Annotated in this window: 25 protein-coding genes; 15 read left to right on the top strand and 10 right to left on the bottom strand. The window is 63.4% G+C overall.

What is annotated here, in order from left to right; translation table 11 throughout:
• Positions 1 to 5: 5 nt before the first annotated feature.
• Entirely contained in the window at positions 6 to 950 is a 945-nt protein-coding gene (locus GGI60_RS06225; protein WP_183914112.1) for a nucleoside hydrolase, read from the top strand.
• Between the two features lie 45 nt (positions 951 to 995).
• On the opposite strand, the gene grpE is transcribed toward GGI60_RS06225, so the two are convergent.
• Both grpE and hrcA read right to left on the bottom strand, forming a co-directional pair.
• The gene (grpE, locus tag GGI60_RS06220) at positions 996 to 1,628 is read right to left on the bottom strand and encodes a nucleotide exchange factor GrpE (RefSeq protein WP_183914110.1); all 633 of its coding nucleotides are present in this window, start codon (positions 1,626 to 1,628) and stop codon (positions 996 to 998) included.
• Positions 1,629 to 1,797: 169 nt separating this feature from the next.
• On the bottom strand, positions 1,798 to 2,886 hold the full coding sequence (gene hrcA / locus GGI60_RS06215) for a heat-inducible transcriptional repressor HrcA (RefSeq protein ID WP_183914108.1): 1,089 nt from the start codon (positions 2,884 to 2,886) through the stop codon (positions 1,798 to 1,800).
• Positions 2,887 to 3,012: 126 nt separating this feature from the next.
• On the opposite strand from hrcA, the gene rph reads away from it, so the two are divergent.
• From rph to hemW, 4 genes are read left to right on the top strand one after another with little or no spacing between them, the layout of a single operon-like run.
• Positions 3,013 to 3,732 (top strand): ribonuclease PH, encoded by a 720-nt coding sequence (gene rph / locus GGI60_RS06210; protein WP_183914106.1) that lies wholly within the window; start codon positions 3,013 to 3,015, stop codon positions 3,730 to 3,732.
• Positions 3,729 to 4,154 (top strand): VOC family protein, encoded by a 426-nt coding sequence (locus tag GGI60_RS06205; protein ID WP_183914105.1) that lies wholly within the window; start codon positions 3,729 to 3,731, stop codon positions 4,152 to 4,154. The genes rph and GGI60_RS06205 overlap by 4 nt, the downstream gene beginning before the upstream one ends.
• Positions 4,155 to 4,799 (top strand): RdgB/HAM1 family non-canonical purine NTP pyrophosphatase, encoded by a 645-nt coding sequence (rdgB, locus tag GGI60_RS06200; RefSeq protein ID WP_183914103.1) that lies wholly within the window; start codon positions 4,155 to 4,157, stop codon positions 4,797 to 4,799.
• Between the two features lie 9 nt (positions 4,800 to 4,808).
• Positions 4,809 to 6,011 (top strand): radical SAM family heme chaperone HemW, encoded by a 1,203-nt coding sequence (gene hemW / locus GGI60_RS06195; protein WP_183914101.1) that lies wholly within the window; start codon positions 4,809 to 4,811, stop codon positions 6,009 to 6,011.
• Positions 6,012 to 6,072: 61 nt separating this feature from the next.
• On the opposite strand, the gene GGI60_RS06190 is transcribed toward hemW, so the two are convergent.
• From GGI60_RS06190 to mutM, 5 genes are all read right to left on the bottom strand, one after another.
• Entirely contained in the window at positions 6,073 to 7,155 is a 1,083-nt protein-coding gene (locus GGI60_RS06190) for a saccharopine dehydrogenase family protein (RefSeq protein WP_183914099.1), read from the bottom strand.
• 161 nt (positions 7,156 to 7,316) lie between these two features.
• Positions 7,317 to 8,867 (bottom strand): chromosomal replication initiator protein DnaA, encoded by a 1,551-nt coding sequence (gene dnaA / locus GGI60_RS06185; protein WP_183914670.1) that lies wholly within the window; start codon positions 8,865 to 8,867, stop codon positions 7,317 to 7,319.
• A gap of 843 nt (positions 8,868 to 9,710) precedes the next feature.
• Positions 9,711 to 9,989 (bottom strand): 30S ribosomal protein S20, encoded by a 279-nt coding sequence (gene rpsT, locus GGI60_RS06180; protein ID WP_183914097.1) that lies wholly within the window; start codon positions 9,987 to 9,989, stop codon positions 9,711 to 9,713.
• A 191-nt stretch (positions 9,990 to 10,180) separates the two neighbouring features.
• A complete protein-coding gene (locus GGI60_RS06175) occupies positions 10,181 to 10,954 on the bottom strand; it encodes an enoyl-CoA hydratase (protein ID WP_183914095.1) in 774 nt (257 codons plus the stop codon).
• Positions 10,955 to 10,974: 20 nt separating this feature from the next.
• Complete coding sequence (gene mutM / locus GGI60_RS06170; protein ID WP_183914093.1) at positions 10,975 to 11,865, bottom strand: bifunctional DNA-formamidopyrimidine glycosylase/DNA-(apurinic or apyrimidinic site) lyase; 891 nt, start codon at positions 11,863 to 11,865, stop codon at positions 10,975 to 10,977.
• Between the two features lie 150 nt (positions 11,866 to 12,015).
• On the opposite strand from mutM, the gene ubiE reads away from it, so the two are divergent.
• From ubiE to GGI60_RS06130, 8 genes are all read left to right on the top strand, one after another.
• Complete coding sequence (gene ubiE / locus GGI60_RS06165; RefSeq protein WP_183914091.1) at positions 12,016 to 12,792, top strand: bifunctional demethylmenaquinone methyltransferase/2-methoxy-6-polyprenyl-1,4-benzoquinol methylase UbiE; 777 nt, start codon at positions 12,016 to 12,018, stop codon at positions 12,790 to 12,792.
• A 48-nt stretch (positions 12,793 to 12,840) separates the two neighbouring features.
• Complete coding sequence (ubiB, locus tag GGI60_RS06160; protein ID WP_183914089.1) at positions 12,841 to 14,415, top strand: 2-polyprenylphenol 6-hydroxylase; 1,575 nt, start codon at positions 12,841 to 12,843, stop codon at positions 14,413 to 14,415.
• A gap of 202 nt (positions 14,416 to 14,617) precedes the next feature.
• Positions 14,618 to 16,195: an aromatic amino acid lyase gene (locus tag GGI60_RS06155; protein WP_183914087.1), complete on the top strand. Its 1,578-nt coding sequence runs from the start codon at positions 14,618 to 14,620 to the stop codon at positions 16,193 to 16,195.
• A 133-nt stretch (positions 16,196 to 16,328) separates the two neighbouring features.
• Positions 16,329 to 17,708 (top strand): dihydroorotase family protein, encoded by a 1,380-nt coding sequence (locus GGI60_RS06150; RefSeq protein WP_183914086.1) that lies wholly within the window; start codon positions 16,329 to 16,331, stop codon positions 17,706 to 17,708.
• Positions 17,705 to 18,985 (top strand): Zn-dependent hydrolase, encoded by a 1,281-nt coding sequence (locus GGI60_RS06145; RefSeq protein WP_183914084.1) that lies wholly within the window; start codon positions 17,705 to 17,707, stop codon positions 18,983 to 18,985. The genes GGI60_RS06150 and GGI60_RS06145 overlap by 4 nt, the downstream gene beginning before the upstream one ends.
• On the top strand, positions 18,966 to 20,063 hold the full coding sequence (locus GGI60_RS06140; protein WP_183914082.1) for a DUF917 domain-containing protein: 1,098 nt from the start codon (positions 18,966 to 18,968) through the stop codon (positions 20,061 to 20,063). The genes GGI60_RS06145 and GGI60_RS06140 overlap by 20 nt, the downstream gene beginning before the upstream one ends.
• 3 nt (positions 20,064 to 20,066) lie before the next feature.
• Positions 20,067 to 20,396 carry a TfoX/Sxy family protein gene (locus tag GGI60_RS06135; protein WP_183914080.1) on the top strand — a complete coding sequence of 110 codons (330 nt, stop codon included), beginning with the start codon at positions 20,067 to 20,069 and terminating at the stop codon, positions 20,394 to 20,396.
• Between the two features lie 68 nt (positions 20,397 to 20,464).
• Positions 20,465 to 22,126 carry a urocanate hydratase gene (locus tag GGI60_RS06130; RefSeq protein WP_183914078.1) on the top strand — a complete coding sequence of 554 codons (1,662 nt, stop codon included), beginning with the start codon at positions 20,465 to 20,467 and terminating at the stop codon, positions 22,124 to 22,126.
• Positions 22,127 to 22,156: 30 nt separating this feature from the next.
• Here GGI60_RS06130 and GGI60_RS06125 read toward each other — a convergent pair whose 3' ends face one another.
• Genes GGI60_RS06125 through GGI60_RS06115 form a run of 3 tightly spaced genes read right to left on the bottom strand, consistent with a single transcriptional unit; the run spans position 22,157 to position 24,716 of the window.
• The gene (locus GGI60_RS06125; protein WP_183914077.1) at positions 22,157 to 22,543 is read right to left on the bottom strand and encodes a VOC family protein; all 387 of its coding nucleotides are present in this window, start codon (positions 22,541 to 22,543) and stop codon (positions 22,157 to 22,159) included.
• Positions 22,540 to 23,778, bottom strand: coding sequence for an MFS transporter (locus GGI60_RS06120; RefSeq protein ID WP_183914668.1), 1,239 nt, complete (start codon positions 23,776 to 23,778; stop codon positions 22,540 to 22,542). Before GGI60_RS06120 ends, GGI60_RS06125 begins: the two co-directional genes overlap by 4 nt.
• A gap of 26 nt (positions 23,779 to 23,804) precedes the next feature.
• On the bottom strand, positions 23,805 to 24,716 hold the full coding sequence (locus GGI60_RS06115; RefSeq protein ID WP_183914076.1) for a LysR family transcriptional regulator: 912 nt from the start codon (positions 24,714 to 24,716) through the stop codon (positions 23,805 to 23,807).
• 125 nt (positions 24,717 to 24,841) lie between these two features.
• Between GGI60_RS06115 and GGI60_RS06110 the strand changes: the two genes are divergently transcribed.
• Both GGI60_RS06110 and coaBC read left to right on the top strand, forming a co-directional pair.
• On the top strand, positions 24,842 to 25,606 hold the full coding sequence (locus GGI60_RS06110) for an SDR family oxidoreductase (protein ID WP_183914075.1): 765 nt from the start codon (positions 24,842 to 24,844) through the stop codon (positions 25,604 to 25,606).
• 122 nt (positions 25,607 to 25,728) lie between these two features.
• Positions 25,729 to 26,937, top strand: a complete 1,209-nt coding sequence (gene coaBC, locus GGI60_RS06105) for a bifunctional phosphopantothenoylcysteine decarboxylase/phosphopantothenate--cysteine ligase CoaBC (RefSeq protein WP_183914074.1) — start codon at positions 25,729 to 25,731, stop codon at positions 26,935 to 26,937.
• The last annotated feature ends 34 nt before the right edge of the window (positions 26,938 to 26,971 follow it).

Here is a 26,971-nt window from a genome sequence, read left to right as displayed (position 1 = left end):
TCGCAATGGCAAGCGCAAGAAAAATCATCATCGACACGGATCCCGGCCAGGACGACGCGGCGGCCATCATGCTGGCCTTCGGCAGCCCCGATGAGTTGGAGGTGCTGGGGATCACGACGGTCGCCGGCAACGTGCCGCTTTCGCTGACCAGCCGCAATGCGCGCATCGTCTGCGAGCTCTGCGGCCGACCGGAGACGAAGGTTTTCGCCGGTGCCGACAGGCCGATCGCCCGCAAGCTGGTGACGGCGGAGCACGTGCACGGCAAGACCGGCCTCGACGGCCCCGAACTCGCCGAACCGACGATGACGCTGCAGCCAGGCCATTCCGTCGACTTCATCATCGAGACGCTGCGCCGCGAGCCGGAAGGCACCGTGACGCTCTGCACGCTCGGGCCGCTCACCAATATCGGCATGGCCTTTCAGAAAGCTCCCGACATCATCCCGCGCATGCGCGAACTGGTGATGATGGGCGGCGGCTTCTTCGAGGGCGGCAACATCACGCCGGCGGCCGAATTCAATATTTATGTCGATCCGGAAGCCGCCGATATCGTCTTCCGCTCGGGCGTGCCGATCGTGATGATGCCCCTTGACGTGACGCACCAGTTGCTGACCCGCAAGGACCGGGTGAAGCGCATGGCCGAGATTGGCACGGCGCCGGCAAAGGCGATGGTCGAGATGCTGGAATTCTTCGAACGCTTCGATATCGAGAAATACGGCTCCGACGGCGGGCCGCTGCACGACCCGACCGTGATCGCCTATCTCTTGAAGCCGGCACTTTTCCAGGGCCGGGACTGCAATGTCGAGATCGAGGTCCGGTCGGAACTCACCGTCGGCATGACCGTGGTCGACTGGTGGCATGTGACCGATCGAAAGCGCAATGCGAAAGTGATGCGCCACGTCGATGCGGACGGCTTCTTCGATCTTCTGATCGAACGCTTCGCCCGCATCTGATCTTTGGTTTTCCGTCTCGAGCGAAAAAAGAGAAGGATATCGATCTCAGGCGTCCTTCTCGTCGAAGACGGAATTGGTTTCGGCTTCGGCCGGCTTCGGGCCGCCCTTGGCGACACCGACCATGGCCGGGCGCAGCACGCGCTCGCCGATGGTGAAGCCCGCCTGCACGACCTGGACGACCGTGTTGTTCGGCACCTCGGAGTTCGGCACCTCGAACATCGCCTGATGGAAATTCGGATCGAACTTCTGGCCGACCGGCTCCAGCTTGCGCACACCATGGCGCTCGAGCGCCGACAGCATGGCACGTTCGGTCATCTCGACACCCTCGATCAGCGTGGTGAGGCCGGCATCGGCGGTGGCCTTCGCCTCCGGAGAGATGGCATCCAGCGCCCGGCGCAGATTGTCGGAGACGGCGAGCATATCGCGGGCGAAACCGGCGACGGAATAGGACTTGGCGTCCTTGACCTCGCGCTCGGTGCGGCGGCGCAGATTGTCCATCTCGGCGGCGAGGCGCAGATAGCGGTCGCGCAGGTCGCTGTTTTCGGCTTTCAAAAGCTCAAGCGGGTCTGGCTGGGCAGTCTCTTCCTGCACTGTATCGTTCTCGACGTAGGCGGCAGCGTCGGCTGCGGCATCGGCCGCAGTTGCGTCAGGTCCGTTTTTCGTCGTTTCATCGGTCATGACGGTCTCCGGTTGGTGTCTTCAGATGCGCCCGATATCGAGGTTTGACCGAAAAAAATCAAGTCTGCGTGACAAAGAAGCGAAAATTCCGCGGAGTTGCGCGCTAATGCATGTCGCCCGGAAGTGTGCCGCGGTTCCGGGATAACGACATGCAAGGAGCTAAACCGCGTCAAAGCGGATTGCGCGAAAGGCGGGAAACGAGCTGGGCGGTGTAATCCACCATCGGCACGATGCGGGAATAATTGAGCCGCGTCGGGCCGATGACGCCGACAGCGCCGACGATCCGGTCGTCCTCGTCGCGATAGGGCGCGACGATCAGCGACGAGCCGGAGAGCGAAAAGAGCTTGTTTTCCGAGCCGATGAAGATGCGCACGCCCGAGCCGCTTTCGGCCAGATTGAGGATCTCGATCAGGCTGTCCTTCTTTTCGAGATCATCGAACAGCATGCGCAGCCGGTCGAGATCCTCGGCGCCAGCAAGGCCTTCGAGCAGGTTGGCGCGGCCGCGAATGATCAGCTGGGCGGGCTTGCCCTCGTCCGGGCTGCCGGCCCAGACGGCAATGCCGCGCTCCACGAGATCACGCGACAGGGCATCGAGTTCGTGACGGACGTTATTTTTCAGCTGACTTAATTGTTTGCGCAGCTCCGGCAGGGTCTGGCCGGACATGTGGGCATTGAGAAAATTCGCCGCCTCCGTCAGCTGCGAGGAGGTAACGCCGGCCGGCAGCTCGATGATGCGGTTTTCCACCTGATCGTGATCGCCGACGAGCACGGCGAGCGCCTTTGTCGGCTCCAGCCGGATGAACTCGACATGTTTGAGCACCGGATCGCTTTTCGAGGTGATGACGAGGCCTGCGCCGCGCGAAATGCCCGACAGCATGCGGCTCGCCTCGTTCATCATCGATTCCACCGGATTGCCGCCGCTTTCGGCCCGCACTTGGCGGTCGATATTGGCGCGGTCCTCGGCGGAGAGATCGCCGACCTGCATGAAGGCATCGACAAAGAAGCGCAGGCCGATCTGAGTCGGCAGCCGGCCGGCACTGATATGCGGCGAGTAGATCAGGCCGAGTTCTTCGAGATCGCTCATGACGTTGCGCACCGAGGCCGGCGACAGCGACATCGGCAGGAGGCGCGATAGATTCCGCGAGCCGAGCGGTTCGCCGCTTTCCAGATACCCTTCGACGATCCGGCGAAAGATTTCCCGGGAGCGCTCGTCCAGCACGGCAACGGCATCCGAAACCGACGTCGACCTGGTGCCCATGAACCTCTCGAACCCAAACTGATGATGCTTCCGGAAAATATAGTCAAACTCGCCCCCGTGGCAAAAGGGAATTTGCAAATGGGCGCCGCCAATCGTAGAAGCGGTCAACAACTCCAGGAGATAAGAATGCGGCCTTCAGGCAGAAAAACCGACCAGATGCGCAAGGTCTCGTTCGAGCGCAACTTTTCCAAGCATGCGGAAGGCTCCTGCCTGGTCAAGTTCGGCGATACGCATGTGCTCTGCACCGCAAGCCTCGAGGACAAGACGCCGCCGTGGCTGCGCAATACCGGCAAGGGCTGGGTGACGGCCGAATACGGCATGCTGCCACGGGCGACCGGCGAACGCATGAAACGCGAAGCCGCCGCCGGCAAGCAGGGCGGCCGCACCCAGGAAATCCAGCGGCTGATCGGCCGGTCGCTGCGCGCCGTCGTCGATCTGCAGGCGCTCGGCGAACGGCAGATCACCCTTGATTGCGATGTCATCCAGGCCGATGGCGGCACGCGGACCGCGTCGATCACCGGCGGCTGGATCGCGCTTTATGATTGCCTAAAATGGATGGAAAGTCGGAACATGATCAAGGTCGACCGGGTCCTGAAGGATCATGTCGCCGCCATCTCCTGCGGCGTCTTCGCCAGGCAGGCGGTGATCGACCTCGACTACCTCGAGGATTCTTCGGCCGAGACCGATGCCAATTTCGTCATGACCGGCGCCGGCGGCATCGTCGAAATCCAGGGTACGGCAGAAGGCACGCCCTTTACCGAAGAGGAATTCACCTCGCTGATGGGTCTTGCCAAGAACGGCATCGGCGAACTCGTCGCCCTACAAAAACAGGCGATTGCGGGATGAACCCCATGCTGGAAGGCATGCTGGAAACGGCGCTCTATGCGCGGGATCTCGATGAGGCCGAGGTCTTCTACGAAGACGTTCTCGGACTTGAAAAGATCACCCGTGCGGCCAACCGGCATGTCTTCTTCCGTTGCGGCCCCAGCGTGCTGCTGATCTTCAATCCCGAGGAAACGGTAAAGCCGCCGGCGCCCGATGCGTTGCAGGTGCCGCCGCACGGCACGAACGGCGAGGGCCATGCCTGCTTCCGGGTTTCCGGCCGCAATATCGATGCGATGGCCGAACGGCTGAAAGCGGCAGGTGTGGCGATCGAGTCCGAGGTGCATTGGCCGAACGGCGGCCGCTCGATCTATTTCCGCGATCCGGCAGGCAACAGCTTGGAATGCGCGGAGGCGAAAATCTGGGGCATCGAACAGGATATCTGAATGCGCAAGCTTGAAACGAAGACCATCGTCGTCGCCAGCCACAATGCCGGCAAGATCCGCGAGATCCAGGAACTGATCGGGCCGCTCGGCTTCACCGCCAAATCGGCCGCCGAGCTGAATTTCGTCGAGCCCGACGAAACCGGCACCAGCTTCGAGGAGAATGCGACGATCAAGGCGGTTGCCTCCGCCTATGCCGCCGGCATGCCGGCGCTGTCGGACGATTCCGGGCTGGTGGTCGACGCGCTCGGCGGCGATCCCGGCGTCTACACCGCCAATTGGGCGGAAAGAGCCGACGGCACGCGCGATTTCGACATGGCGATGGCGAAGGTGGAAAAGGCGCTGCAGGATGCGGGCGCCACGACGCCTGAACAGCGCACCGCGCGTTTCGTCAGCGTGCTGTGCCTCGCCTGGCCGGACGGGCATACCGAACTCTTCCGCGGCGAAGTGGAAGGCGATGTCGTCTGGCCGCCGCGCGGCACGCAGGGCTTCGGCTACGATCCGATCTTCCAGCCGGAGGGTTACGGCGTTACCTTCGGCGAGATGAGCGGCGAGGAAAAACACGGCTGGAACATCGGCAAGCCGCAGGCGCTGTCGCACCGGGCGCGCGCCTTCAAACTCTTCGTCGAAACCTGCCTGGAGGCGTAAGGTCACCACGTGGACAATTTCGATACGCCAGGCTCCCCGCGCGATGCAGCGCTGCTGCCCGATACCGGCGATCCCGGCTTCGGCGTCTATGTCCATTGGCCCTTCTGCGCGGCGAAGTGTCCCTATTGCGACTTCAACAGCCATGTGCGCCACCAGCCGGTGGATCAGGCGCGCTTTACCGCCGCCTTCCTGAAGGAGACGGCAGCGGTGCGGGCGATGAGCGGGCCGAAGACGGTGACGAGCATCTTCCTCGGCGGCGGCACGCCCTCGCTGATGCATCCGGAAACGGTTGCCGCCATTCTCGACGGCATTGCTCGGCACTGGCACGTGCCTGACGGTATCGAGATCACCATGGAGGCCAATCCTTCGAGCGTCGAGGCGGAGCGCTTCCGCGGCTACCGCGCGGCCGGCGTCAACCGCGTCTCGCTCGGCGTACAGGCGCTGAACGACCGGGATCTGAAATTCCTCGGCCGGCTGCATGATGTCGCCGACGCGCTGAAAGCGATCCGGCTCGCGCGCGAGATTTTTCCGCGCATGTCCTTCGATCTCATCTATGCCCGGCCGGACCAGACAGTCGCGGAATGGGAAAGCGAGCTGAGGCAGGCGATCTCCTACGCGGTCGACCATCTGTCGCTCTATCAGCTGACCATTGAGGAAGGCACGCCCTTCTACGGCCTGCACAAATCAGGCAAGCTGATCGTGCCGGATGGCGAGCAATCGGCCGTGCTCTATGAGGCGACGCAGGAGATCACCGAGTGTGAGGGCATGCCCGCCTATGAGGTCTCCAACCACGCCCGGCCGGGTGCGGAAAGCCGGCACAATCTGACCTACTGGCGTTACGGCGATTATGCCGGCATCGGGCCGGGCGCGCACGGCCGGCTGACGCGCGGCCGCGAAAAAATCGCGACGGCGACCGAGCGCAAGCCGGAAGCCTGGCTCGAGATGGTCGAGCGCGACGGCCACGGCATTCTAGACGAGGAGCGGTTGGGCTTCGAGGAACAGTCCGACGAATTGCTGCTGATGGGGCTGCGGCTCAGGGAAGGTGTCGACCTCGCCCGCTGGCAAGAGCTTTCCGGGCGCGAGCTCGATCCGAAGCGGGAAGAGTTTCTGCTCGAACACAAGTTCGTCGAGCGGATCGGCAATTCGCGCCTGCGCTGCACGCCGTCCGGCATGCTGATCCTCGATTCCGTTGTCGCCGACCTCGCCTGCTGACTTTCCCTGCACGAGTTGGTTCCGGCGCGGCAGCGATATCGCTCCGCGCCGGAAGTGATGTTCAGCCGTGGCTGGTGGCGCCCGCCTTGAACAGGCTGCCGGTCGGCGTCTTCAGGAACATCTCCAGCGGGATATGCTCCTGGTGCAGGAAGCCGGTCGCCGGCAGCAGCCCGTCACGGACCATCTCGATGACGGCGACGACGGAGGCCGATGTCGTCCAGGCGATCGCCGTGCGGCGGGCGCCGGCAATCTCGATAGGATAATAGGCGCGCACGAATTCCTTGCGGCGCAGGCCGCCATTCTCCGTGCCCTCGGCCGCGACATGGACATAGACGACGTCGTCTTCGACGGGCGGCTTGGCATTGGTCAGGATCTCGCCGGCGAGTGCGCGCTTGTCGCGCATCAGAAGCTCATGGAAGAAGAAGTTCATCAGCTCCATATGGCCGGGATAACGCATGGTCTTGTAGTCGAGATTGTCGATCCTGCCGAGCATGGTGTCGCACATGGTGCCGAGACCGCCCGAGGTGGTGAAGGCCTCGAGCTTGACGCCGCCGACATAGACGGTCTCATGCCATTCCATCGGCGAGACCAGCTTGCGCACGCCGCCCTCGATAACCTCGCAATCGTTCAGATATTCGTTGACGACGCCCTCCGGCGACCAGTTGAAGGCATAACCGAGAAGGCCTGTGGGATGCTGCGGCAGGGCACCGACGCGCATGCGGATCGAGCGGCAGCGCTCGAAGCCGTCGGCAAGGCTTGCGCCGACGATGCCAACGAAACCCGGCGCCAGGCCGCATTGCGGCGCCATCAGGCCGCGGGCCGTCTTCGACAGTTCGATGATGAAATTGGTGGTGGGAACGTCTTCGGTCAGATCGAAATAATGAATGCCGGCAAGATGGGCGGCGCGGGCCAACTCGATGTTCAGATGGTAGGGAAGGCAGGAGAGCACCGCCTCGACGGTGGAGAGCAGTTCGCCAATCACCTCAGCGTCGGAAATATCACCGGCGCGGCACTTGAAGGGCAAATCACCCAGCGGCAATTGCGTATCGACGCCGATGACCTCGAAGCCGCCTTCATGCAACAGCGTCGCCGCCAGCCGTCCGACCTTGCCCAGGCCGAGAACGGCAACGTTTTTAAAACTCATGCATATCCTCCCACGCGCCCGCTTCGGCGCTTTCGTTTTGTCCCATGCGCGTCGCTCCAATCGGACGTGCACGCGATGGCCGGAGGTATAGAATAAAAAGCTTATAAAGGAAAACGGCCGGAATCGCTCCCGGCCGTCGAATTTCCTCGAAAATCCACCAATTATTCGTTGATCAGCCGCTTCAGCAGCTCGATTTCGTGCGAAAGTTTGGTGTCTCCGGATATCAGCTCTTCGATCTTGCGCACGGCGTGCAGCACGGTCGTGTGATCACGCCCGCCGAAACGGCGGCCGATCTCGGGGAAGGAGCGCGGTGTCAGCGTCTTCGACAGATACATGGCGATCTGGCGCGGCTTGACGATGACGCGGGTGCGGCGATTGGAGACCAGTTCCTGGCGCGAGACATTGTAGTGCCTGGCGACGATGCGCTGGATATCCTCGATGCGCACACGGCGCGGCTCGCCGGAGCCGACCAGATGGGCGAGCAGTTCGTCGACGCGCTCGATCGACAGGTTCGGCTCGAAGGAGCGGCGGAAGATCAACTGGTTGAAAGCGCCTTCGAGTTCGCGGCCGCTGGCCGTGATGTTGCGGGCGACGTGCTGGAGCAGGTCGGTCGGAATTTCCAGCGACGGATCCTCCAGGCGGGCGGCCGCAAGGCGCCGCTTGAGGATTTCGAGACGCATTTCGTAATCCGGCGCGTCGAGTTCGATCGCCACACCGCCCTGCAGGCGCGAGCGGACGCGTGGATCGAGCGATTCCAGCTCCCAGGGGGCGCGGTCGGCGGCGACGACCACCTGCTTGGCGCTGTCGAGCAGCATGTTGAGGAGATGGCAGAATTCGTGCTGGATCATCTTGCCCTGCAGGAACTGCATGTCGTCGATGATCAAGAGGTCGATGTTGCGCAGCGAATCCTTCAGCGTCAGCGCGTCGTTGTCGCGAATGGCGGTGGCGAAGCGCCACATGAAATATTCCGCCGTCAGATAGACGACGCGCAGAGCCCGCGGGTTCTGCACCGCCGCATTGGCGATCGCCTGCAGCAGGTGGGTCTTGCCGAGCCCGACCGTCGAATGGACGAAGAGCGGATTGAAGCGCACGGCGCCGGAACCGGCTTCAGCAATTGTCTTGGCAGCCGCAAGCGCGACGCGGTTGGAGCTGCCTTCCACGAAGGTTTCGAAGGTGAAACGGCTATCGAGCGGCGAACCGAAGAGCGGCGCACCAAAGCTTGCCGGCCTTGCGGCGGCAACAGTCGAAACCGCCTGCTGGACGGCCTGGCCGGCCGGCTGGGCGCTTGCAGGACGGCGCATCTGCGCGGGGGCAGCCGGCTCGGGCTGGACCACCTCGTCGGCGGCCTTTATGCCGCTGCGCGTCGCCGTGCGCACCAGGATTTCGATCTTCAAGATTTCCGGATCTTCGGCCTGGAACAGACCGGTGATGAGATCGAGATAACGATTGTTGATCCACGACTTCAGGAAGGTCGTGGGAACCGACAGGCGAACGACGCTCTTCGATACCGAATGCAGCTTCAACCTGGCAAACCAGCTGGCATAGACATCTGGGCCGACCTGGGCCTTCAAGCGCGCGCTGACGCGCTCGAACAAAATGCTCTGCTTCATTTCCGCCTTTGCTTCCCCCATTTCCAGGCGAATGGAGCCGAACGCCTGCGGTGCCGCATCCCCGTTGTCGTGCCCGCCTGCCGTCATCGTATTCATCTGCATAATGCCGCCTTTCAATTCCACCGGGCGGCCTCCGCTAAAACAGCCGCCCGAGCATTCCCCGCCTTTGACGGGCTGGCGGCATCCTCATGAAGCCACTCGCCTGCCGGTTCACTCAAACATTGCGCAGAACACCGGTGCAGGTACCGCCTTCATGCGGCAACCTTCATCGGCTTTCCGTGCCAGGCTGGCGGTCGATCCTCGTTTTCGGCCGACCAGCCCGAACGCAAATATTACTATCCCCTATCCCGCAGATGCACGTTAAACGTGTGGCTGCCGTAGGCACAAAACATCCCTGCCCCGTAACAGCCACGTTACGGCCCAAATCCGTCAAGTGCTTGAAAAAACGGAAGCGCAAGGCTCCGTAACAAATGGCACAAACTTATCGCCCTGCCGACGTGGCAGTTAAGACCGAGCCTATGCAGGTGATGTCCGCGCCCTTTGTTGGAAGCCATTTAGGCAGGATCAAATGGCAAGATCAACGATGAATTTTACGCAAAATTAAGATGCGGCCATTGACTCCGTCCGCCCTTTTCGGGCGTCACACCAGCGTCAAAAAAGAATCGCTTTTGAATCAAGGAGATTCCCCGTTCGGGCTATTTTGACACGCAAAGAAAGAAAAAAAATAAAAATCCTCTTGACTCCCCCGGGGTCGCCGGAGCGCAGGCGAGAGTCGCGCAGCGCGAAAGCATCCTTGCGCAAGTCATTGTTTTTTAAAGACTTTTCCTGTCATGGCGTTGACACGAAACCGTCGTGCGATTAACCATGAAGACGCCAACCAGCGGAATCGAAAAAGCCCGGTAAAATTACCGGGCTAATCATAACGAGGAGCTCGTTAACGGAATATTACGCGGTCGCGGTGACCGAAAGAGCCTTCACACGAGCGGCCAGTCGAGAGACCTTGCGCGATGCCGTGTTGGAGTGCAGCACGCCCTTGCTGGCGGCGCGGGCAAGCTCCGGCTGAACGGCCAGGAAAGCGGCCTTCGCCTTATCGGCGTCACCGGATGCGATAGCCTCTTCGACCTGGCGAACGAAAGTGCGAACGCGCGAGCGACGAGCCTTATTGACGTCGGTACGGCGGGCGATCTTGCGGGTCGCTTTTTTCGCCGAAGTTGTATTGGCCATGGATGCCTCTCTCAAGAATTCGAACAAACTCCGCCATTACCGCGGGCCCTGCGGCCACAAAATCCAGCAATACGGGAGCAATCGCGGAAAACCAGAGCGGCTTTCCGAACCGTGGGCGGGCATATAACCCTAAAGCCGGCCCACGTCAACGCGGATTTTCAAGCTTTCCGGCGGCAAGCGCCGAAAAGCGTTCAACGGTGATTAAAGGCAGGTTTGCGCTTCTCGACAAAGGCCGCCATGCCTTCTTTCTGATCATCGGTGGCAAAGAGGCTGTGAAACAGGCGGCGCTCGAAGCGAAGCCCTTCCTCCAGCGTCGTCTCAAAGGCACGGTTGACCGCCTCCTTGGCCATCATCACCGAGGGCTGCGAAAGGGAGGCGATCTTTTCGGCTGCGGCAAGAGCCTCATCGAGAAGACGCTCGGGCGCCACCACACGCGAAACGAGTCCCGATCGTTCGGCTTCCGCCGCATCCATCATCCGGCCGGTCAGGACAAGATCCATCGCCTTCGCCTTACCGACGGCGCGCGTCAGTCGCTGCGAGCCGCCCATGCCGGGGATGACGCCGAGGGTGATTTCCGGCTGGCCGAACTTTGCCGTCTCCGAGGCGATGATGAAATCGCACATCATGGCAAGCTCGCAGCCGCCGCCGAGGGCAAAGCCGCTGACGGCGGCGATCACCGGCTTGCGCGCCTTGGCGATGTCGTCCCAGCCGCTGATGAAATCACTCTTATAGATGTCGGCGAACTGGAGCGACTGCATCTCCTTGATATCGGCGCCGGCGGCAAAGGCGCGTTCGGAGCCGGTAATGACGATGGCGCCGATCGCCTCGTCGGCATGGAAGGCGGCGTAGGCCGCCTTCAACTCCTTCAGGACGGTGGAATTCAACGCATTCAGCGCCTGCGGGCGGTTCAGCGTGACCAGGGCGACATTGCCTCGGGTTTCGACGATCAGGGTCTCGTAAGCCATGCTGGTCTCCCGGTTCTCTCTTATTTCTGGCAGGCGGCGCAATAGAAGGTGGAGCGACCGGCCTGGACGATACGGGCGACCGTACCGCCGCAGCCGGGCGTGCCGCAAGCCTGACCTTCGCGATCATAGACGGAGAAGGAATGCTGGAAATAGCCGAGCGATCCGTCCGTCTGGATATGGTCGCGCAGCGACGATCCGCCGGCGGCGATCGCATCGGCGATGACGTCGCGGATCGAGGCGACGAGCAGGCCGAGCCTTTCCTTCGGCTTGCCGCCCGGCGTCACCAGCGTGCCGGCGGCGCGAATCGGCGAAAGATGCGAACGCCACAGCGCCTCGCAGACATATATATTGCCGAGACCGGCAATATTCTTCTGGTCGAGAAGCGCGCTCTTCAAGGGCTGCGCCTTATCGCGGAAACGGTCGGCGAGATAGTCGGCGCCGAGATCGTTTCCCGTCGGCTCCGGGCCGAGATCGCGGAAGAAAGGATGGGCGGCAAGCTCGGCACGTCTTACCATATCCATGAAGCCGAAACGGCGCGGGTCGTTATAGACGACGCGGCACGGGCCGCCCGAGCCATCGAGATGAAAGACCACGTGATCGTGCTTCTCGTCCTTGGTGCGCGCATGGTGGAATTCGCCCGGCATCGCCGAGGTCGCACCCTCCTCGATGCGGAAGGAACCGGACATGCCGAGATGGGAAATCAGCGTATTGCCGTCGTCGAGATCGACCAGCAGATATTTGGCGCGGCGGCCAAGCCCAATAATGGTGCGGCCGGAAACCCTGTCCGCCAAGGCATCGGGAAAGGGGAAGCGCAGATCCCTGCGGCGCAGCTCCAGCCTCGTGACGCGAGCCCCCTTCATCGCCGGCGCCAGCCCGCGTTTGACCGTTTCGACTTCTGGTAATTCCGGCATCTTAACCCATCTATATCGAACGTGTTTCAACCGAGGACGATGTGCGCTATAGCGCCAGTGAGCCGCCGAGAGCGCGGCCCAGTGATAACGTCGCGCGCGGTCTTTCGCTATGGCCGCCATGCCCGAATCTTGAAGGAATGGAGCAGCCTGATGTCAGAAAGCCGCACTTCCGCCGATGGCGGCATGGAGACCTCCTACGGCTTTCGCGAAGTGCCCGGCGGCGAAAAGCAGGGCCTGGTCAACCAGGTGTTCCACAAAGTCGCCAAACGCTACGACATCATGAACGACGTCATGTCGATGGGCATGCACAGGGTCTGGAAGGATGCGATGATCGCCGCGCTCAATCCGCGCAAGGAACCGGGCTACAAGGTGCTCGACGTTGCCGGCGGCACCGGCGACATCGCCTTCCGCATCGTCGAGGCTTCGGGCCGGCAGGCGCATGCGACCGTGCTCGACATCAACGGCTCGATGCTCGGCGTTGGCGCCGAGCGGGCGGAAAAGAAGAAGCTTTCCGGCAATCTGACCTTCGTCGAAGCCAATGCCGAGGAACTGCCCTTCGAGCCCGCCAGCTTCGACGCCTATACGATCGCCTTCGGCATCCGCAACGTGCCGCGGATCGATGTCGCGCTGGCTGAGGCCTATCGCGTGCTGAAGCGCGGCGGCCGGCTGCTGGTCCTGGAATTTTCCGAAGTCGACATGCCGCTGCTCGACAAGATCTATGACGCCTGGTCGTTCAACGCCATTCCGCAATTCGGCAAGGCGATCACCGGCGATGCCGAACCCTACCAGTATCTGGTGGAATCGATCCGCAAGTTTCCAAACCAGGAGAATTTCGCGGCGATGATCCGCCAGGCCGGCTTTTCGCGCGTCAGCTACACCAATTATACCGGCGGCATCGCCGCACTGCATTCCGGCTGGAAGCTCTGAGGGGATGAAGAAAAACGAGACGAACCTCCGTCGCCGGGGCATTTCTGCATGAGCACTTTCGGAGCCTATTTCCGCCTTTGGCGCGTTGGCTGGGTGCTGGTGCGTGAGGGCGTCGTCTCGGCGCTTCCTTCCGAAGGCCTGCCGCCTTCGGTCGCGCTCGCCAAATCCTTCGTCACGATTTTCGAGCGAAGCAAGGCAAAACATCAGAAGCGCAGCGACCGACTGGCGCAGGCCGTCGAGCGGCTTGGTCCCTCCTATGTGAAGATCGGGCAGTTCCTGGCGACGCGGCCGGATGTCGTCGGCGTCGAATTCGCCAACGACCTGTCGCAGCTGCAGGATCGCATGGCCTTCTTTCCCTCGGCTGCCGCAAAGGCAAATATCGAAGGTTCGCTCGGGCGGCCGATCGGCGAACTCTATGCAAGCTTCGGCGAGCCGATCGCCGCAGCCTCGATCGCCCAGGTGCACCCGGCCGAAATCGAGACATCGCAGGGCCGCAAGAAGGTCGCCGTCAAGATCGTGCGACCCGGCGTGCGCCAGCGTTTTGCCCACGACATCGAGGCCATGTACCTCGTCGCCCATATGCAGGAGCGTTTCATGCCGTCCAGCCGGCGGTTGCGGCCGGTCGAGGTGACGAAGACGCTCGAACAGACGACGAAGGTGGAGATGGATCTTCGCCTGGAGGCGGCAGCGCTTTCGGAAATCGCCGAAAACACCGACAGCGATCCCGGCTTCCGCGTACCGAAGGTCGACTGGGAGCGCACGGGCCGCGACGTCATCACCATGGAGTGGATCGACGGCACGAGAATGTCCGACGTCGAGGGGCTGCGCGCGGCCGGTCACGATCTCAACCTGCTCGCCGACACGCTGATCCAGTCGTTCCTGCGTCATACGCTGCGCGACGGCTTCTTCCATGCCGACATGCATCCGGGCAATCTCTTCGTCGATGCCGGTGGGATGATCGTCGCCGTCGACATGGGCATCGTCGGGCGGCTCGGCAAGAAGGAACGGCGGTTCCTCGCCGAAATCCTCTACGGCTTCATCACCCGCGATTACATCCGCGTCGCCGAAGTGCATTTCGAGGCGGGCTATGTGCCCGGCCACCACAATGTCGAGAGCTTTGCCCAGGCAATCCGGGCGATCGGCGAGCCGATCCATGGACAGCCGGCCGAGACGATCTCGATGGGCAAGCTCTTGACGCTGCTTTTCGAAGTAACTGAACTCTTCGACATGGCGACACGGCCGGAACTGGTGATGCTGCAGAAGACCATGGTCGTGGTCGAAGGCGTGTCACGCATGCTCAACCCGCGCTTCAACATGTGGAAGGCCTCCGAGCCGGTCGTCGGCGACTGGATTCGCAACAATCTCGGGCCGAAGCGGATCGCCACCGATCTCAAGGACGGGCTGAAGGCGGCGGTCAAGCTTGCCGAAGCCGTGCCGGAAATTGCGGCAAAGACCGAAAAATTCCACCATCAGCTTCTGCATATGAGCGAGCACGGCCTGCGTTTCGACGAGGAGACAGCCGAGGCGATCGGCAAGGCGGAAGCACGGCACAACCGCTCGGCCAGGATCGCACTGTGGGTCATCGCATTGACGCTTCTCTATATTGCCTGGATGCTGAGCTGACCGCCTCCGGATAACATGCTGTGTTCGGCATTTAGGATATCCCATGTAACGGAGGGCTCGCTTAGTCTCACCGTTAGAGCATGATGCCGAAAAGTGTGAGCGGTTTTCGGGCGACATCATGCTCTGGCTCTTTAATTTAGAACAGGATTCAGATTTTCGGCCGGACCGGCCTAAAATCATCCTGTTCTAGGAGATCTGGCACATGCAGCACGAACGCCCTGGCATCGAACTTTCCGGACGGCCGCTCGGTTTTGCCGAGATGGTGACCATCGGTGCGGGCAAGGTGGCGATTTCTGCTTCGCCAACCGGCATGGCGCGCATCGCCATCGCCCGCGAGATCGTCGAGGATGCGATCGCTTCCGGAATGCCGGTCTACGGCTCGACCACCGGTGTCGGCGCCATGAAGGATGTGGAGTGGTCGGCCGACGAACTCGACACCTTCAATCTCGGCCTGGTGCGCGCCCATCATTTCGGCACCGGCACGCCGTTTTCCTGCAACGTCGTGCGCAACGCCATGGCGATCCGCGTCAATACGGCGCTGACCGGCCAGGTCGGCTGCACGCCGGAGCTGATCGAGGCCTATATCACGATGCTGGAGGCCGATCTCATTCCGGTCGTGCGCCGCACCGGCTCGATCGGCTGCGCCGATATCGGCCTGATGGGGCAGATCGGCGCAGTGCTGACCGGCGTCGGCGAAGCGGTCTATCGCGGCAAGCGGATGCAGGCAGCCGACGCCTTCCGCGCGGCAGGGCTGGAGCCGGTGCGGATGGCGCCGCGCGACAGCCTCGCCTCGCTCAGCGTCAATGCGGTGAGCTTTGCCGCGGCCGCCGAAACGACACGCAATGCGGCGGCCTCGATCCGTGTCCTGCTGGCGACGGCGATGATGGCGGCCGGCGCGCTCGGCGCCTCCCGCGATCCCTGGAAGGCCGTCCGACATGTCGGCACGGCGCGCGAGGCGCTGATCGGCGCCTGGCTCTGCAATGCGTCGGACGAGTGGAACTGGCCTGTTGCAACGCATGTGCAAGATCCGCTCAGCCTGCGCATGATCGCCCAGGTGTTCGGCGCCGTCATCGAAAACCTGCTGTCGACCGGCCACAAGATCCTTGCCGCCACTGGCCGCTCGGACGACAATCCCGTGGTGGTCGAAGGCAGGGTGATGACCTCGGGCGGATCGCTGCCGCTCGATGTGACCATTCTGCTCGAATCGGCCGCCCTCTGCATGGCGCATGCGGCGCGAAACGCCTTCAACCGCTGCGTCATTCTCGGCAATGGCCAGCGGCGCGACTTGCCGGTCAACCTGGTGCCGGCGGGTCGGATCGCCACCGGCTTCGGGCCGATCATCAAGCTTGCCGGCGAGATCTTCTCGCGCGTCCTGTCGATGTCCGGTCCCGTTTCGGCCCAGTCGCTCGTCGTTGCGGCCGGCCTGGAGGACGAGGCGGCCTTCCTGCCGCTCGTCATCGAGCGCTTCGAGCGGCAGATGCAGGCGCTGAAGCGGCTTGCGGCACTCGAGGCACTGCTGTCGGCCCAGGCAATCGACATTCTCGGAGACGAACCGAAGGGCGTCGCCGGCATGCTTTATCAGGTCGTGCGCAAACACGCGGCTTTTTATACGGTCGACCGGCCACTTTCGGCCGAGGTGGAGGCGATCGAGGAAGAGCTCGGATCGGACGACTTTCTGGCAAAACTGACCGAGCAGGTGCCGATTGCCTCCTTCGATGATTTCTTCGCGCTCGGCTCGCCGGAGCCCATCGAGGAGCGGCTGGCCAGCCGAACAGGATGATGTCAGCCAGGGCCTGAAAATTGGGATCCTGTTCTACATTAACCACTCGGCGCACGAATGCCGTGCGAAAGACGCTCGCGCCTGGCACCCTGCCCCAGCCGGCGACGGTCTGACTTCAGTTAGGAGGAACGGCATGGACTTCGATCTCGTTCTGCAGGGCACGGTGGTGCTGCCGGACCGCATTCTCGAAGAGGGCTATGTCGCCGCCCGCGACGGCAAGATCGCCGAGGTCGGACTCGGCGTGCCGCCTGCAGCGCGCGAACGACATCTGCTCGGCAGAGCGCTGATCCTGCCTGGCGCGATCGACGCCCAAGTGCATTCGCTTTCCCAGAAGAACCAGGAGGACTTCGTCTGGTCGACGCGGTCGGCAGCGGCCGGCGGCGTCACGACGATCGTCGACATGCCCTATGACGAAGGCGATCTCGTCTGCTCGGCGGCGGCAGTCAAACGCAAGGTCGACCATGCCGGCCAACAGGCGCGTGTCGACTTCGCGCTTTACGGCACCGTCGATCCGGAAGAAGGCACTGCGCGGATCGGCGAGATGGTCGAGGCGGGCGTTGCGGCTTTCAAATTCTCGACATTCGGCACCGACCCCAAGCGCTTTCCGCGCATCCCGCCGGCCCTGCTCGACGCCTGCTTTGCCGCCATCGCGCCGACGGGGCTGACATCAGGCGTGCACAATGAAGACGACGAGGCGGTGCGCAGCTATATCGAGCAGGTGAAGGCACGCGGCATCACCGACTGGCGGGCGCACGGCCTGTCGCGGCCCCCGATCACCGAACTCCTGGCGATGCACACGATCTTCGAGACGGGTGCAGCCACCGGCTGCCCGGCGCATGTGGTGCATTGCTCGCTCGGGCGCGGCTACGATATCGCCCGCGCCTATCGGCATGACGGCTTTGCGGCGACCGTCGAATGCTGCATCCATTATCTGACGCTCGACGAAGAGAACGACGTGAAGCGCCTCGGCGGCAAAGCGAAGATCAACCCGCCGCTGCGGCCGCGCGCAGAGGTGGAGAAGCTCTGGCGGAAGGTGGCCGACGGCGATGTCTGGCTGGTTTCGACCGATCACGTCAGCTGGTCGGAGAACCGCAAGACCAATCCCGACATGCTCGCCAACGCATCCGGCGTGCCGGGCCTCGAGGTGATGGTGCCGCTTTTCGTCAAAGGCGCCGTCGAGCGCGGCATTCCGCTGACTTGGGCGGCCAGGCTGATGGCGGAGAATCCGGCGAAGCACTTCCGGCTCGACCATATCAAGGGCGCGCTGACGCCGGGCAAGGATGCCGATATTGCCGTGCTGGAACCGCGGGAAAGCATCTATGATGCATCGGCAAGCGGCAACAATGTCGTTGACTGGAGCCCCTATAACGGCGTGGCCCTGCCCTGGACGGTGGCGACAACCTACCTGCGTGGCGAAAAGATCGCCGAGGGCGGCAGGGTGCTGGCCAAACCGGGCACCGGCCGGTTCGTCCGGCCACCGCCGCGCCACGTCATTGCGGGAGCCGGTGCATGAGCCGCAATCTTCCCGTCAATGCCAAAAGGATCGCTGAGGATATCGAGGCGCTGGCCGCGATCACCGAGCCGGGGCATCCCTGGACGCGGCGGGCCTTCTCGCCGCTCTTTCGCGAAGGCCGGAGCTATCTCGAAGCGCGGATGAAGGCGGCCGGACTGGAAACGCGGATCGACGCGGCCGGCAATCTGATCGGCCGGCGCACCGGCCGCAAACCATGGCTCGGCACGATCATGCTCGGTTCGCATTCCGACACGGTGCCGGACGGCGGCCGCTTCGACGGCATTGCCGGGGTGATCGCGGCGCTTGAGGTGGCGCGGGCGCTCTGCGACCAGACGATCGAGCTCGACCACGATCTGGAGATCGTCGATTTCCTCGCCGAAGAAGTCAGCATCTTCGGAGTGTCCTGCATCGGCAGCCGCGCCATGACCGGGCAACTGCCGGAGGCCTGGCTTTCGCGCGTCAGCGGCGATCTCGATCTTGCCGGGGGCATTGCCCAGATGGGCGGCGAGCCTGGTGTCCTGGCGCAGCAGAAGAGGCCGGATATTGCGGGCTTTCTCGAGCTGCACATCGAGCAGGGGCCGGTGCTCGAAGCCGAAAGGAAGGATATCGGCATCGTCACCGCGATCGCCGGCATCACCCGCGTCGAAATTGCCGTCGAGGGGCGAGCCGACCATGCCGGCACGACGCCGATGGACCGGCGGGCGGATGCACTGGTGGCGGCATCGCAGCTGGTGCTCGACATCCGCAACGCCGCCGCCGAACTTGCCAGAACGCCGGGGCATTTTGCGGCGACGGTCGGCGAATTCAGGATCGAGCCGAATGCCGCCAATGTCGTGCCGTCGAAGGTCGTGCTGCTGATCGACGGGCGCGCCGAAATCCGCGCCGACATGGAGGCCTTCTGCCGCTGGCTCGACGGCCATGTCGAAAAGCTGGCGACCGCCTATGGCGTGAGGATCGAAGCGCCGGACCGGGTGTCCGACAATCTGCCGACACCGGGCGATGCCGGGCTGCTTTCGACGCTCGAGGCCGCCTGCGAGCGCGTCGGCGCGAAACATCGGCGCATGGCCTCGGGCGCCGGACATGACACGGCCTGGATCGCCAAGGTGGCGCCGGCGGCCATGATCTTCGTGCCCTGCCGGGCGGGCCGCAGCCATTGCGCCGATGAGTGGGCCGACAATGACGACATCGCGCTCGGCGCCGCCGTGCTGTTCGAGGCGGTGCGCGAGATGGACACGGATTCGAAGCGGGAGAAGGCCAATGGGACGCATACTGGTTGAGAAGGACGTCGAAGCGGCCGTCAAGGGCGGCTCCGTCTATGCCGCCGGCGGCGGCGGCTGGGCCGATCATGGGCGGATGCTCGGGCTGGCGGCCGTCAATGCCGGCAAACCGGAGCTGGTCTCGGTCGACGAACTGCGAGACGATGACTGGATCGCGACGGCCGCGGCCATTGGCGCGCCGGCCTCCACGACGCCCTGGGAAATGCAGGGCATCGATTACGTCAAGGCCGTGCAACTCTTGCAGGAGGCGCTGGGCGAAAAGCTTTCCGGGCTGATCATCGGCCAGAACGGCAAGTCCTCGACCCTGAATGGCTGGCTGCCCTCGGCGATCCTCGGCACCAAGGTGGTCGATGCCGTCGGCGATATCCGCGCCCATCCGACCGGCGACATGGGCTCGATCGGCATGGCCGGCTCCCCCGAGCCGATGATCCAGACCGCCGTCGGCGGCAATCGGGCCGAAAACCGCTATATCGAACTGGTGGTGAAGGGGGCGACGGCGAAAATCTCGCCGGTGCTGCGCGCCGCCGCCGATCAATCCGGCGGCTTCATCGCCAGCTGCCGCAACCCGCTGCGCGCTTCCTATGTCCGCAGCCATGCGGCGCTCGGCGGCATTTCGATGGCGCTGTCCCTTGGAGAAGCGATCATCGCGGCGGAGAAACGCGGCGGACCCGCCGTCATTGACGCGATCTGCAAGACGACGGGCGGACACATCCTCGCCGAAGGGGTCATCTCTCGAAAAGACGTCGTCTACACCAGGGAAGCCTTCGACATCGGCACGATCATCATCGGTTCGGGCGTAAAATCGGTGACGCTGCACGTGATGAACGAATATATGGCCGTTGACGATGCCGATGTCGGGCGGCTTGCAACCTTCCCCGCGGTGATCACCACCCTGTCACCGGAGGGCGAGCCGCTCAGCGTCGGCCAACTTAGGGAAGGCATGCAGGTCTTCATCCTGCATGTGCCAAAGGATATCATCCCGCTGTCGGCAAGTGTGCGCGATCCCACCGTTTATCCCGTCGTCGAAAGGGCGATGGGGATCGAGATCGCCCGCTATGCACTGGAAACGAAGGCCTGAGCCATGACGCGCGATCCCGGCCTTGAAGAACTGCTGCGCGACGAACTTGGCGATCGGCCGGGGCTGACCGAAAAATCGATGTTCGGCGGCCGGGCCTTCCTGCTGAACGGCAATCTTCTCTGCGGCGCGCGCGGTGACGGCATGCTGATCCGTCTCGGCAAGGGCAATGATGATTGGGCGTTGGCGCTGCCGGGCGTAATCCGGATGCTGATGGGCGAGCGAGTCATGCACGGCTGGCTGCGCGCCTCTGCAGAGGCTTACGGCGACGATGCCCTGAGACGGCGCCTGCTCGATGCGGCGCTTGCCTATGTGGAATCGCTGCCAGGCAAGTGACCAATTAGCTATCCCCTTCTCCCCGGCGGGGAGAAGGGAAAAGCAGAAAGCCAAGCGAGGAACCCGTGATGTCGAAGGCCAATCCGCGTCATCCAAAATTTCCGATTCCCGGCGGGCCGGAGCTGCGCGCCAAGGGCTGGCGACAGGAAGCGTTGCTGCGGCTGCTCGAAAATGTGTTGTCCGTCGGCGAGGATCCCGAAAACCTGATCGTCTATGCCGCACTCGGCAAGGCGGCTCGCAGCTGGACAGCGCACAAGGGCATCGTCAAAGCGCTGACCGAGATGGAGGAGGATCAGACGCTGCTGATCCAGTCCGGCAAGCCGATCGGGCTGGTGAAGACGCATGCCAAGGCGCCACTCGTCATCATGGCGAACTGCAATATCGTCGGGCAATGGGCAAAGGCCGAGGTGTTCTACGAGCTGCAGCGCAAGGGACTGATCTGCTGGGGCGGACTGACGGCGGGCGCCTGGCAATATATCGGCAGCCAGGGTGTCATCCAGGGAACCTACGAGATCTTTATGCGCATCGCCGAGCGGCGCTTCGGCGGCGATCTCGCCGGCCGCTTCGTGCTGACGGCCGGCCTCGGCGGCATGGGCGGGGCGCAGCCGCTCGCCGGCCGCATGGCAGGGGCTGCGATCCTCTGCGTCGACATCGATCCGGAGCGCGCCCGCAAGCGCCAGCAGATCGGTTATCTCCAGGAGGTCGCGCCCGATCTCGATACCGCCCTTGAGATGATCGATGCGGCGGTGAAGGACAGGCGGGCGCTCTCCGTTGGCCTCGTCGGCAATGCGGCGGAGGTCTATCCCGAAATCGCAAGGCGCGGCATCGTGCCCGACATCGTCACCGACCAGACCTCGGCGCACGATCTCGTCTACGGCTATGTGCCGAAGGGCATGAGCCTCGATCAGGTGAGAGAACTGCGCGACGATGGCCAGGGGCAGTTGATGGCGGCAAGCCGCGCCTCGATCGTCGAGCATGTGACTGCGATGCTGGACTTCCAGAAACGCGGCTCCGAGGTCTTCGACAACGGCAACCTGATCCGCACCCAGGCGAAAGATGGCGGTGTCACCAATGCCTTCGACATTCCGATCTTCACCGAGGCCTATCTCAGGCCGCTCTTTGCCCGGGCGATCGGCCCCTTCCGCTGGATGGCGCTGTCGGGCGAGGAGAGCGATATAGCCCGCATCGACGATCTGCTGCTCGAGATGTTTCCCGACAACAAAATCATCACGAACTGGATCCGGCTGGCCCGCGAGCACGTTCCCTTCGAGGGGCTGCCAGCGCGCATCGCCTGGCTCGGCCACGGCGAACGCACGATGCTGGCGCGGCGCGTCAATGCGCTGGTCGCAGGCGGCGAACTGAAAGGCCCCGTCGCATTTTCCCGCGACCATCTCGATGCCGCCGCCATGGCGCATCCCAATATCATGACCGAGCGGATGAGGGACGGTTCCGACGCGATCGCCGACTGGCCGCTGATCGACGCGATGATGCTATGCTCGTCGATGGCCGATCTCGTCGTCGTCCATTCCGGCGGCGGCGGCTATGCCGGCTACATGACGAGCTGCGGCGTCACCGTCATCGCCGACGGCACCGAAGCCGCCGACGAGCGGCTCGACCACGCGCTGACCAACGACACCGCCTTGGGGGTCATGCGGTATGCTGACGCGGGCTACGAAGAGGCGCTGGATGAGGTGGTGAAGAAGGACGTGCCCTATATCCGTCTGGATTGAACCCGCAAGCCGGTATCGGCCTATCGAGCGTCAGTCGATCAGATTCGAAACCTCGATGAGATTGCTGTCAGGATCTCGGAAATAAACAGAACGCAACCGTCCGGTGGCGCCGGTGCGTTCGACCGGACCTTCCTCAATCACAATGCCCGATGCCCGCAGATGGGCGATGACGTCGACAATCGGCGTTTCGGTGATGAAACAGAGATCGCCGGAGCCGGGGATTGGATGTCTGGCCTTGGGTTCGAATTCGTGGCCGGCCTGATGCAGATTGATCTTCTGGCCGCCGAATTTCAGTGCCGTGCGGCCCTCCGCGAAGGTTTCGACCGACATGCCGAGGATCTGGGAATAGAAATCGCAGGTGGCTGTGATATCGGCGACGGTCAGCACGAGATGATCGAGACGGTCGATGCGGATCATGTTTTTTCCCTTGCAAGACGCTGCGCGGCACAGGCGGAGATAAAGGCGAGCGTCAGCATGACAAGGGTGAAGGCGACGACGGCGGCCCAGCCGTCGATTGCGAAGAACCAGCCACCCGCCGACCCCATGAGGCTGGAGCCGACGTAATAGGCCAGCATATAGAGCGACGCGGCGTGGCCCTTGGTGCCATGCGCCAGCCTGCCGACGAGGCCGCTGGCAATGGAATGGCTCATGAAGAAGCCGGCCGTCAGCACAATAATGCCGAGAATGATCGATGGCAGCGCGGCGAAGAGCGTCAGGGCGCTGCCGGCGGCCGTCAGCGCCAGGCCGAAGAGCAGCACAGAGAAGTGCCCGATCCGATCTCCGATGAGGCCGCCGATCGACGCGGCGCCGATGCCAAAGAGATAGACGGTGAAGATCAGGCCGAGTTCGGTCTGGTTGAGACTATAGGGCGGCGCCACGAGACGGAAGCCGGCATAATTGTAGATCGTCACGAAGGAGCCCATCGCCAGGAAGGCGATGGCGAAGACGAAGGGCAGCGCCGGATTTTTGAGATGGCCAAGCCAGGCCTTCGCATGGAAACGCGGGTCAAAGCCCGGCCGGCGGACGAAATTCCTCGACCGCGGCAGCAGGGCGATGAAGCCGAGCGCCGCGGCAAGGCCGATGGCGCCGATGAGGAACAGCGCCGGCCGCCAGCTGAGATATTCGGCGAAGATGCCGGTCAGCACGCGGCCGGACATGCCGCCGAAGGCCGTTCCGCCGACATAAAGGCCCATGGTGGCGCCGAGTCCGCGCGGATCGATTTCCTCGGCGAGGTAGGCCATGGCGACGGCGGGCACGCCGCCGAGAACGAAGCCCTGCAGGGCACGAATGACGAGCAACAGTTCCCAGTTCGGCGCGAAAGCCGTGGCCACCGTCAACAAGGCCGCGCCGACCAGCGATATCGACATCAGGCTGCGGCGGCCAAGGCCTTCCGAGACGGCGGCGGCACAGACAATGGCGAGTGCGAGGAATCCGGTGGAGAACGACAGCGCCAGCGAGCTTTCCGCCGGGCTGACGGAGAATTCCTGCGAAAAGATCGGCAGCAGCGGCTGCACGCAATAAAGCAGCGAGAAGGTGGAAAAGCCGGAGAGGAAAAGGGCCAGGCTGGCGCGGCGATAAGCGCCGGTGCCGCGCGTCAAATAGTGCTTTTCTCCTGTGGGCACAGTCTTAACGACGTGCGCTGAGAGCGGCATATCTTCATCCTGACGAACCTTCGAATTCATGGATTATCCGCCATATCCCAATAGGGCGGATCGCCAAAACTCGTCTTCAGATGATCGGCGATGGCGCGCAGCTTGGCCGAGGGGTTCCGGCCGGCGGGATGGGCCATGTAGATGAATTCGGCCTCCGGTCTGTGACCGACATCGATTTCGGCAAGCAGGCCCTCGCGGATGGCCGGGCCGGCAATGAAGGTGGGCAGCAGCGCAATGCCAAGGCCGGCGATCGCGGCGTCGCGGAGCATATCGCCGTTGTTGATGCCGAGCGCCGGTTTTGCGCGGATGAGGATCGCACCCGCGGGCGTCTGGAAGCGCCAGTCGGCGACACCGCGATTGGTGTAGAAGATACCGCGATGGCTGTCCAAGTCGGCGAGCGAGGTCGGCATTCCCTGGCGGGCGAGATAATCCGGCGACGCGCAGAGAAGGCGGCGGCTCGGCGCAAGCTTCCAGGCGACCAGCCTGCTGTCGGCGAGCGGGCCATTGCGGATGATGGCGTCATAGCCGTCCGACGCAGCATCGACACGGCGGTCGTCGATATCCAGCGTCAGGTGGATGTCGGGATGTTCGGCGAGAAAGGGATAAAGCGCAGGACCGAGATGCATGCGGCCGAAGGTGACGGGTGCAGCAATGCGGATCGGCCCGGACAACGTGCCGCGCCGCTCAGCCATGTCGGCGGCGGCTTCATCGATCTCGCGCACGATGCGCCCGGCCCGTTCCAGGAAGACCGCACCGTCCTCGGTCAGAGCGAGTTTGCGCGTCGTTCGGTGCAGCAGCGTGCCGCCAAGCGCCTTTTCGAGTTCTGCCAGCCTTTCGCTGACGACGGATTTTGAGAGCCGCAGCCGCCGGGCCGCCTCGCTGACCGAGCCGGCCTCGACAACGGCAACGAAAGCCGCAATGCCTTCGATCCTGATCATTGTTCGATCTTTCCGAATTCGAATTCCCCGATCTGGAGACTAATCCGAACGAAGGGAAAATGCCATCTTCCATTCAACGGAAGGGTTGGCAGGGGCCGCCCCGTTTCAACATAGGAGATGGAACCATGAACCGCCTGAACAACAAGGTCGCAATCGTCACCGGCGCAAGCTCCGGCATCGGCCGCGTCACGGCCAAGCTCTTTGCCGCCGAAGGCGCCAAGGTCGTCGTCGGCGCCCGCCGAGAGCGCGAACTCGACAGCCTGGTGGCGGAGATCAAGGCCGAGGGCGGCGACGCCGTGGCTGTTGCCGGCGACGTCCGGTCGGAAGACTACCACAAGGCGCTGGTCGCGGCCGCGGTCACCAATTACGGCAAGCTCGACATCGCCTTCAACAATGCCGGCATCATCGGCGAGGCCGGTCCGAGCACCGGTGTATCGGAAGCAGGTTTCAGCGAGGCGCTGGCGGTCAATCTCACCGCATCCTTCCTCGCCGCCAAACATCAGATCGGTGCGATGGCGGAAAATGGCGGCGGTTCGGTGATCTTCACCTCGACCTTCGTCGGCTACAGCTTCGCCTTTCCCGGCGTTGCCGCCTATGCCGCCAGCAAATCCGGGCTGATCGGGCTGACGCAGGCGCTCGCGGCCGAATTCGGACAACAGGGCGTGCGCGTCAACGCCGTGCTGCCGGGCGCCGTCGATACCGACATGTACCGCGACATGAACGATACGGCCGACAAGCAGGCTGCCGTCACCAATATGCACGCGCTGAAGCGTGTCGCGACGCCGGACGAAGTCGCCCGCTCGGTTCTCTACCTCGCCTCCGACGATGCGAGCTTCGTCACCGGCACGGCTTCGCTGGTCGACGGCGGCATTTCGATCACGCGCAGCTGAGACGGCGCGGCATGATATCGGCCGGCGGGCTGGCGATCCCTCTCCAGCCCGTTCGCGCGATTGCATGTTCTGCGCCAAAGGCTTAGGGTCGAGGCCGGAAACAAGGCGACGGGTAGAAAGCCATGGCTCTTAGCGGCAAACGTATCCTCCTCATCATCTCAGGCGGCATCGCCGCCTATAAGAGCCTGGATCTCATCCGCCGGCTGCGCGAGCGCGGCGCAAGCGTGCGCCCGATCATGACCAAGGGGGCGCAGGAATTCGTCACGCCACTCGCCGTCGGCGCACTGGCCGCGGATCATGTCTTCACCGATCTGTTTTCACGGCAGGATGAACAGGATGTCGGGCATATCAGGCTGGCGCGCGACTGCGATCTTGTGCTGATTGCGCCCGCCAGTGCCGACCTGATGGCGAAGATGGCGAACGGGCTTGCCGACGATCTCGCCTCGACGGTGCTCCTGGCAACGGCGAGGCCGGTGCTTACGGCTCCGGCGATGAACCCCAGAATGTGGGCACATCCGGCCACCCGGCGCAATGCGGCAAGGCTGAGGGACGATGGCGTCCGCTTCGTCGGGCCGATGGCCGGCGAGATGGCGGAAAGCCACGAGGCCGGGCTCGGCCGGATGGCGGAGCCGCTTGACATCGTCGCGGCCGCCGAAACCATGCTCGATGACGGGGAAAAACCGCTGAAAGGACGCAATGCGATCGTCACGTCAGGACCGACGCATGAGCCGATCGATCCGGTGCGCTACATCGCCAACCGCTCTTCCGGCCGGCAGGGCCATGCGATCGCCGCTGCCCTTGCCAAGCTCGGAGCTGAAGTGACGCTCGTCTCCGGGCCGGTGGCGATCGCCGACCCCGTCGGCGTCCACACCGTGCATGTCGAGCGGGCGGAGGAAATGCGTGATGCCGTGCTGGCGGCGCTTCCAGCCGATATGGCCGTCATGGTGGCGGCGGTGGCGGACTGGCGCGTCGCCTCGGCAGCCGACCAGAAGCTGAAGAAACATCCGGGCGAATCGATTCCGACGCTGGCGTTGACCGAGAACCCCGACATTCTCAAAACCGTCGGCCATCACACGATGCGGCCGAGACTGGTGATCGGCTTTGCCGCCGAGACTCAGGATGTGGAGAGCAATGCGAGGGCGAAACTCGAGCGTAAGGGCGCCGACCTGATCGTCGCCAACGACGTTTCTCCGGCGACCGGCATCATGGGCGGCAGCCGCAACAGCGTCAGACTCATCCGCCACGACGGCGTCGAGCGGTGGCCTGACCTGGCGAAGGAAGAGGTTGCCGAAAGACTGGCGGCGCTGATCGCCGAGTATTTCCACGCATAGTTCACAAAAGTGTGCAGCGATTTTGCGACAAAGA

The organism is Rhizobium lentis (assembly GCF_014200175.1).
In the GTDB taxonomy this organism is placed as follows: Bacteria; Pseudomonadota; Alphaproteobacteria; order Rhizobiales; family Rhizobiaceae; genus Rhizobium; species Rhizobium mulingense.
This window is presented reverse-complemented; position numbering and strand designations above follow the sequence as displayed.

What these genes read in the sequence shown, in the direction of transcription:
- GGI60_RS06225 (WP_183914112.1), top strand. Translation starts at nt 6, where the DNA reads ATGGCAAGCGCAAGAAAAATCATCATCGACACGGATCCCGGCCAGGAC.
- ubiE (WP_183914091.1), top strand. Translation starts at nt 12,016, where the DNA reads ATGTCAGAAAGCCGCACTTCCGCCGATGGCGGCATGGAGACCTCCTAC.
- GGI60_RS06130 (WP_183914078.1), top strand. Translation starts at nt 20,465, where the DNA reads ATGTCGAAGGCCAATCCGCGTCATCCAAAATTTCCGATTCCCGGCGGG.
- GGI60_RS06205 (WP_183914105.1), top strand. Translation starts at nt 3,729, where the DNA reads ATGAACCCCATGCTGGAAGGCATGCTGGAAACGGCGCTCTATGCGCGG.
- mutM (WP_183914093.1), bottom strand. Translation starts at nt 11,865, where the DNA reads ATGCCGGAATTACCAGAAGTCGAAACGGTCAAACGCGGGCTGGCGCCG.
- GGI60_RS06115 (WP_183914076.1), bottom strand. Translation starts at nt 24,716, where the DNA reads ATGATCAGGATCGAAGGCATTGCGGCTTTCGTTGCCGTTGTCGAGGCC.
- GGI60_RS06150 (WP_183914086.1), top strand. Translation starts at nt 16,329, where the DNA reads ATGGACTTCGATCTCGTTCTGCAGGGCACGGTGGTGCTGCCGGACCGC.
- rdgB (WP_183914103.1), top strand. Translation starts at nt 4,155, where the DNA reads ATGCGCAAGCTTGAAACGAAGACCATCGTCGTCGCCAGCCACAATGCC.
- GGI60_RS06190 (WP_183914099.1), bottom strand. Translation starts at nt 7,155, where the DNA reads ATGAGTTTTAAAAACGTTGCCGTTCTCGGCCTGGGCAAGGTCGGACGG.
- rpsT (WP_183914097.1), bottom strand. Translation starts at nt 9,989, where the DNA reads ATGGCCAATACAACTTCGGCGAAAAAAGCGACCCGCAAGATCGCCCGC.
- GGI60_RS06145 (WP_183914084.1), top strand. Translation starts at nt 17,705, where the DNA reads ATGAGCCGCAATCTTCCCGTCAATGCCAAAAGGATCGCTGAGGATATC.
- GGI60_RS06135 (WP_183914080.1), top strand. Translation starts at nt 20,067, where the DNA reads ATGACGCGCGATCCCGGCCTTGAAGAACTGCTGCGCGACGAACTTGGC.
- rph (WP_183914106.1), top strand. Translation starts at nt 3,013, where the DNA reads ATGCGGCCTTCAGGCAGAAAAACCGACCAGATGCGCAAGGTCTCGTTC.
- GGI60_RS06110 (WP_183914075.1), top strand. Translation starts at nt 24,842, where the DNA reads ATGAACCGCCTGAACAACAAGGTCGCAATCGTCACCGGCGCAAGCTCC.
- GGI60_RS06140 (WP_183914082.1), top strand. Translation starts at nt 18,966, where the DNA reads ATGGGACGCATACTGGTTGAGAAGGACGTCGAAGCGGCCGTCAAGGGC.
- coaBC (WP_183914074.1), top strand. Translation starts at nt 25,729, where the DNA reads ATGGCTCTTAGCGGCAAACGTATCCTCCTCATCATCTCAGGCGGCATC.
- ubiB (WP_183914089.1), top strand. Translation starts at nt 12,841, where the DNA reads ATGAGCACTTTCGGAGCCTATTTCCGCCTTTGGCGCGTTGGCTGGGTG.
- GGI60_RS06125 (WP_183914077.1), bottom strand. Translation starts at nt 22,543, where the DNA reads ATGATCCGCATCGACCGTCTCGATCATCTCGTGCTGACCGTCGCCGAT.
- GGI60_RS06175 (WP_183914095.1), bottom strand. Translation starts at nt 10,954, where the DNA reads ATGGCTTACGAGACCCTGATCGTCGAAACCCGAGGCAATGTCGCCCTG.
- hrcA (WP_183914108.1), bottom strand. Translation starts at nt 2,886, where the DNA reads ATGGGCACCAGGTCGACGTCGGTTTCGGATGCCGTTGCCGTGCTGGAC.
- GGI60_RS06155 (WP_183914087.1), top strand. Translation starts at nt 14,618, where the DNA reads ATGCAGCACGAACGCCCTGGCATCGAACTTTCCGGACGGCCGCTCGGT.
- grpE (WP_183914110.1), bottom strand. Translation starts at nt 1,628, where the DNA reads ATGACCGATGAAACGACGAAAAACGGACCTGACGCAACTGCGGCCGAT.
- dnaA (WP_183914670.1), bottom strand. Translation starts at nt 8,867, where the DNA reads ATGCAGATGAATACGATGACGGCAGGCGGGCACGACAACGGGGATGCG.
- GGI60_RS06120 (WP_183914668.1), bottom strand. Translation starts at nt 23,778, where the DNA reads ATGCCGCTCTCAGCGCACGTCGTTAAGACTGTGCCCACAGGAGAAAAG.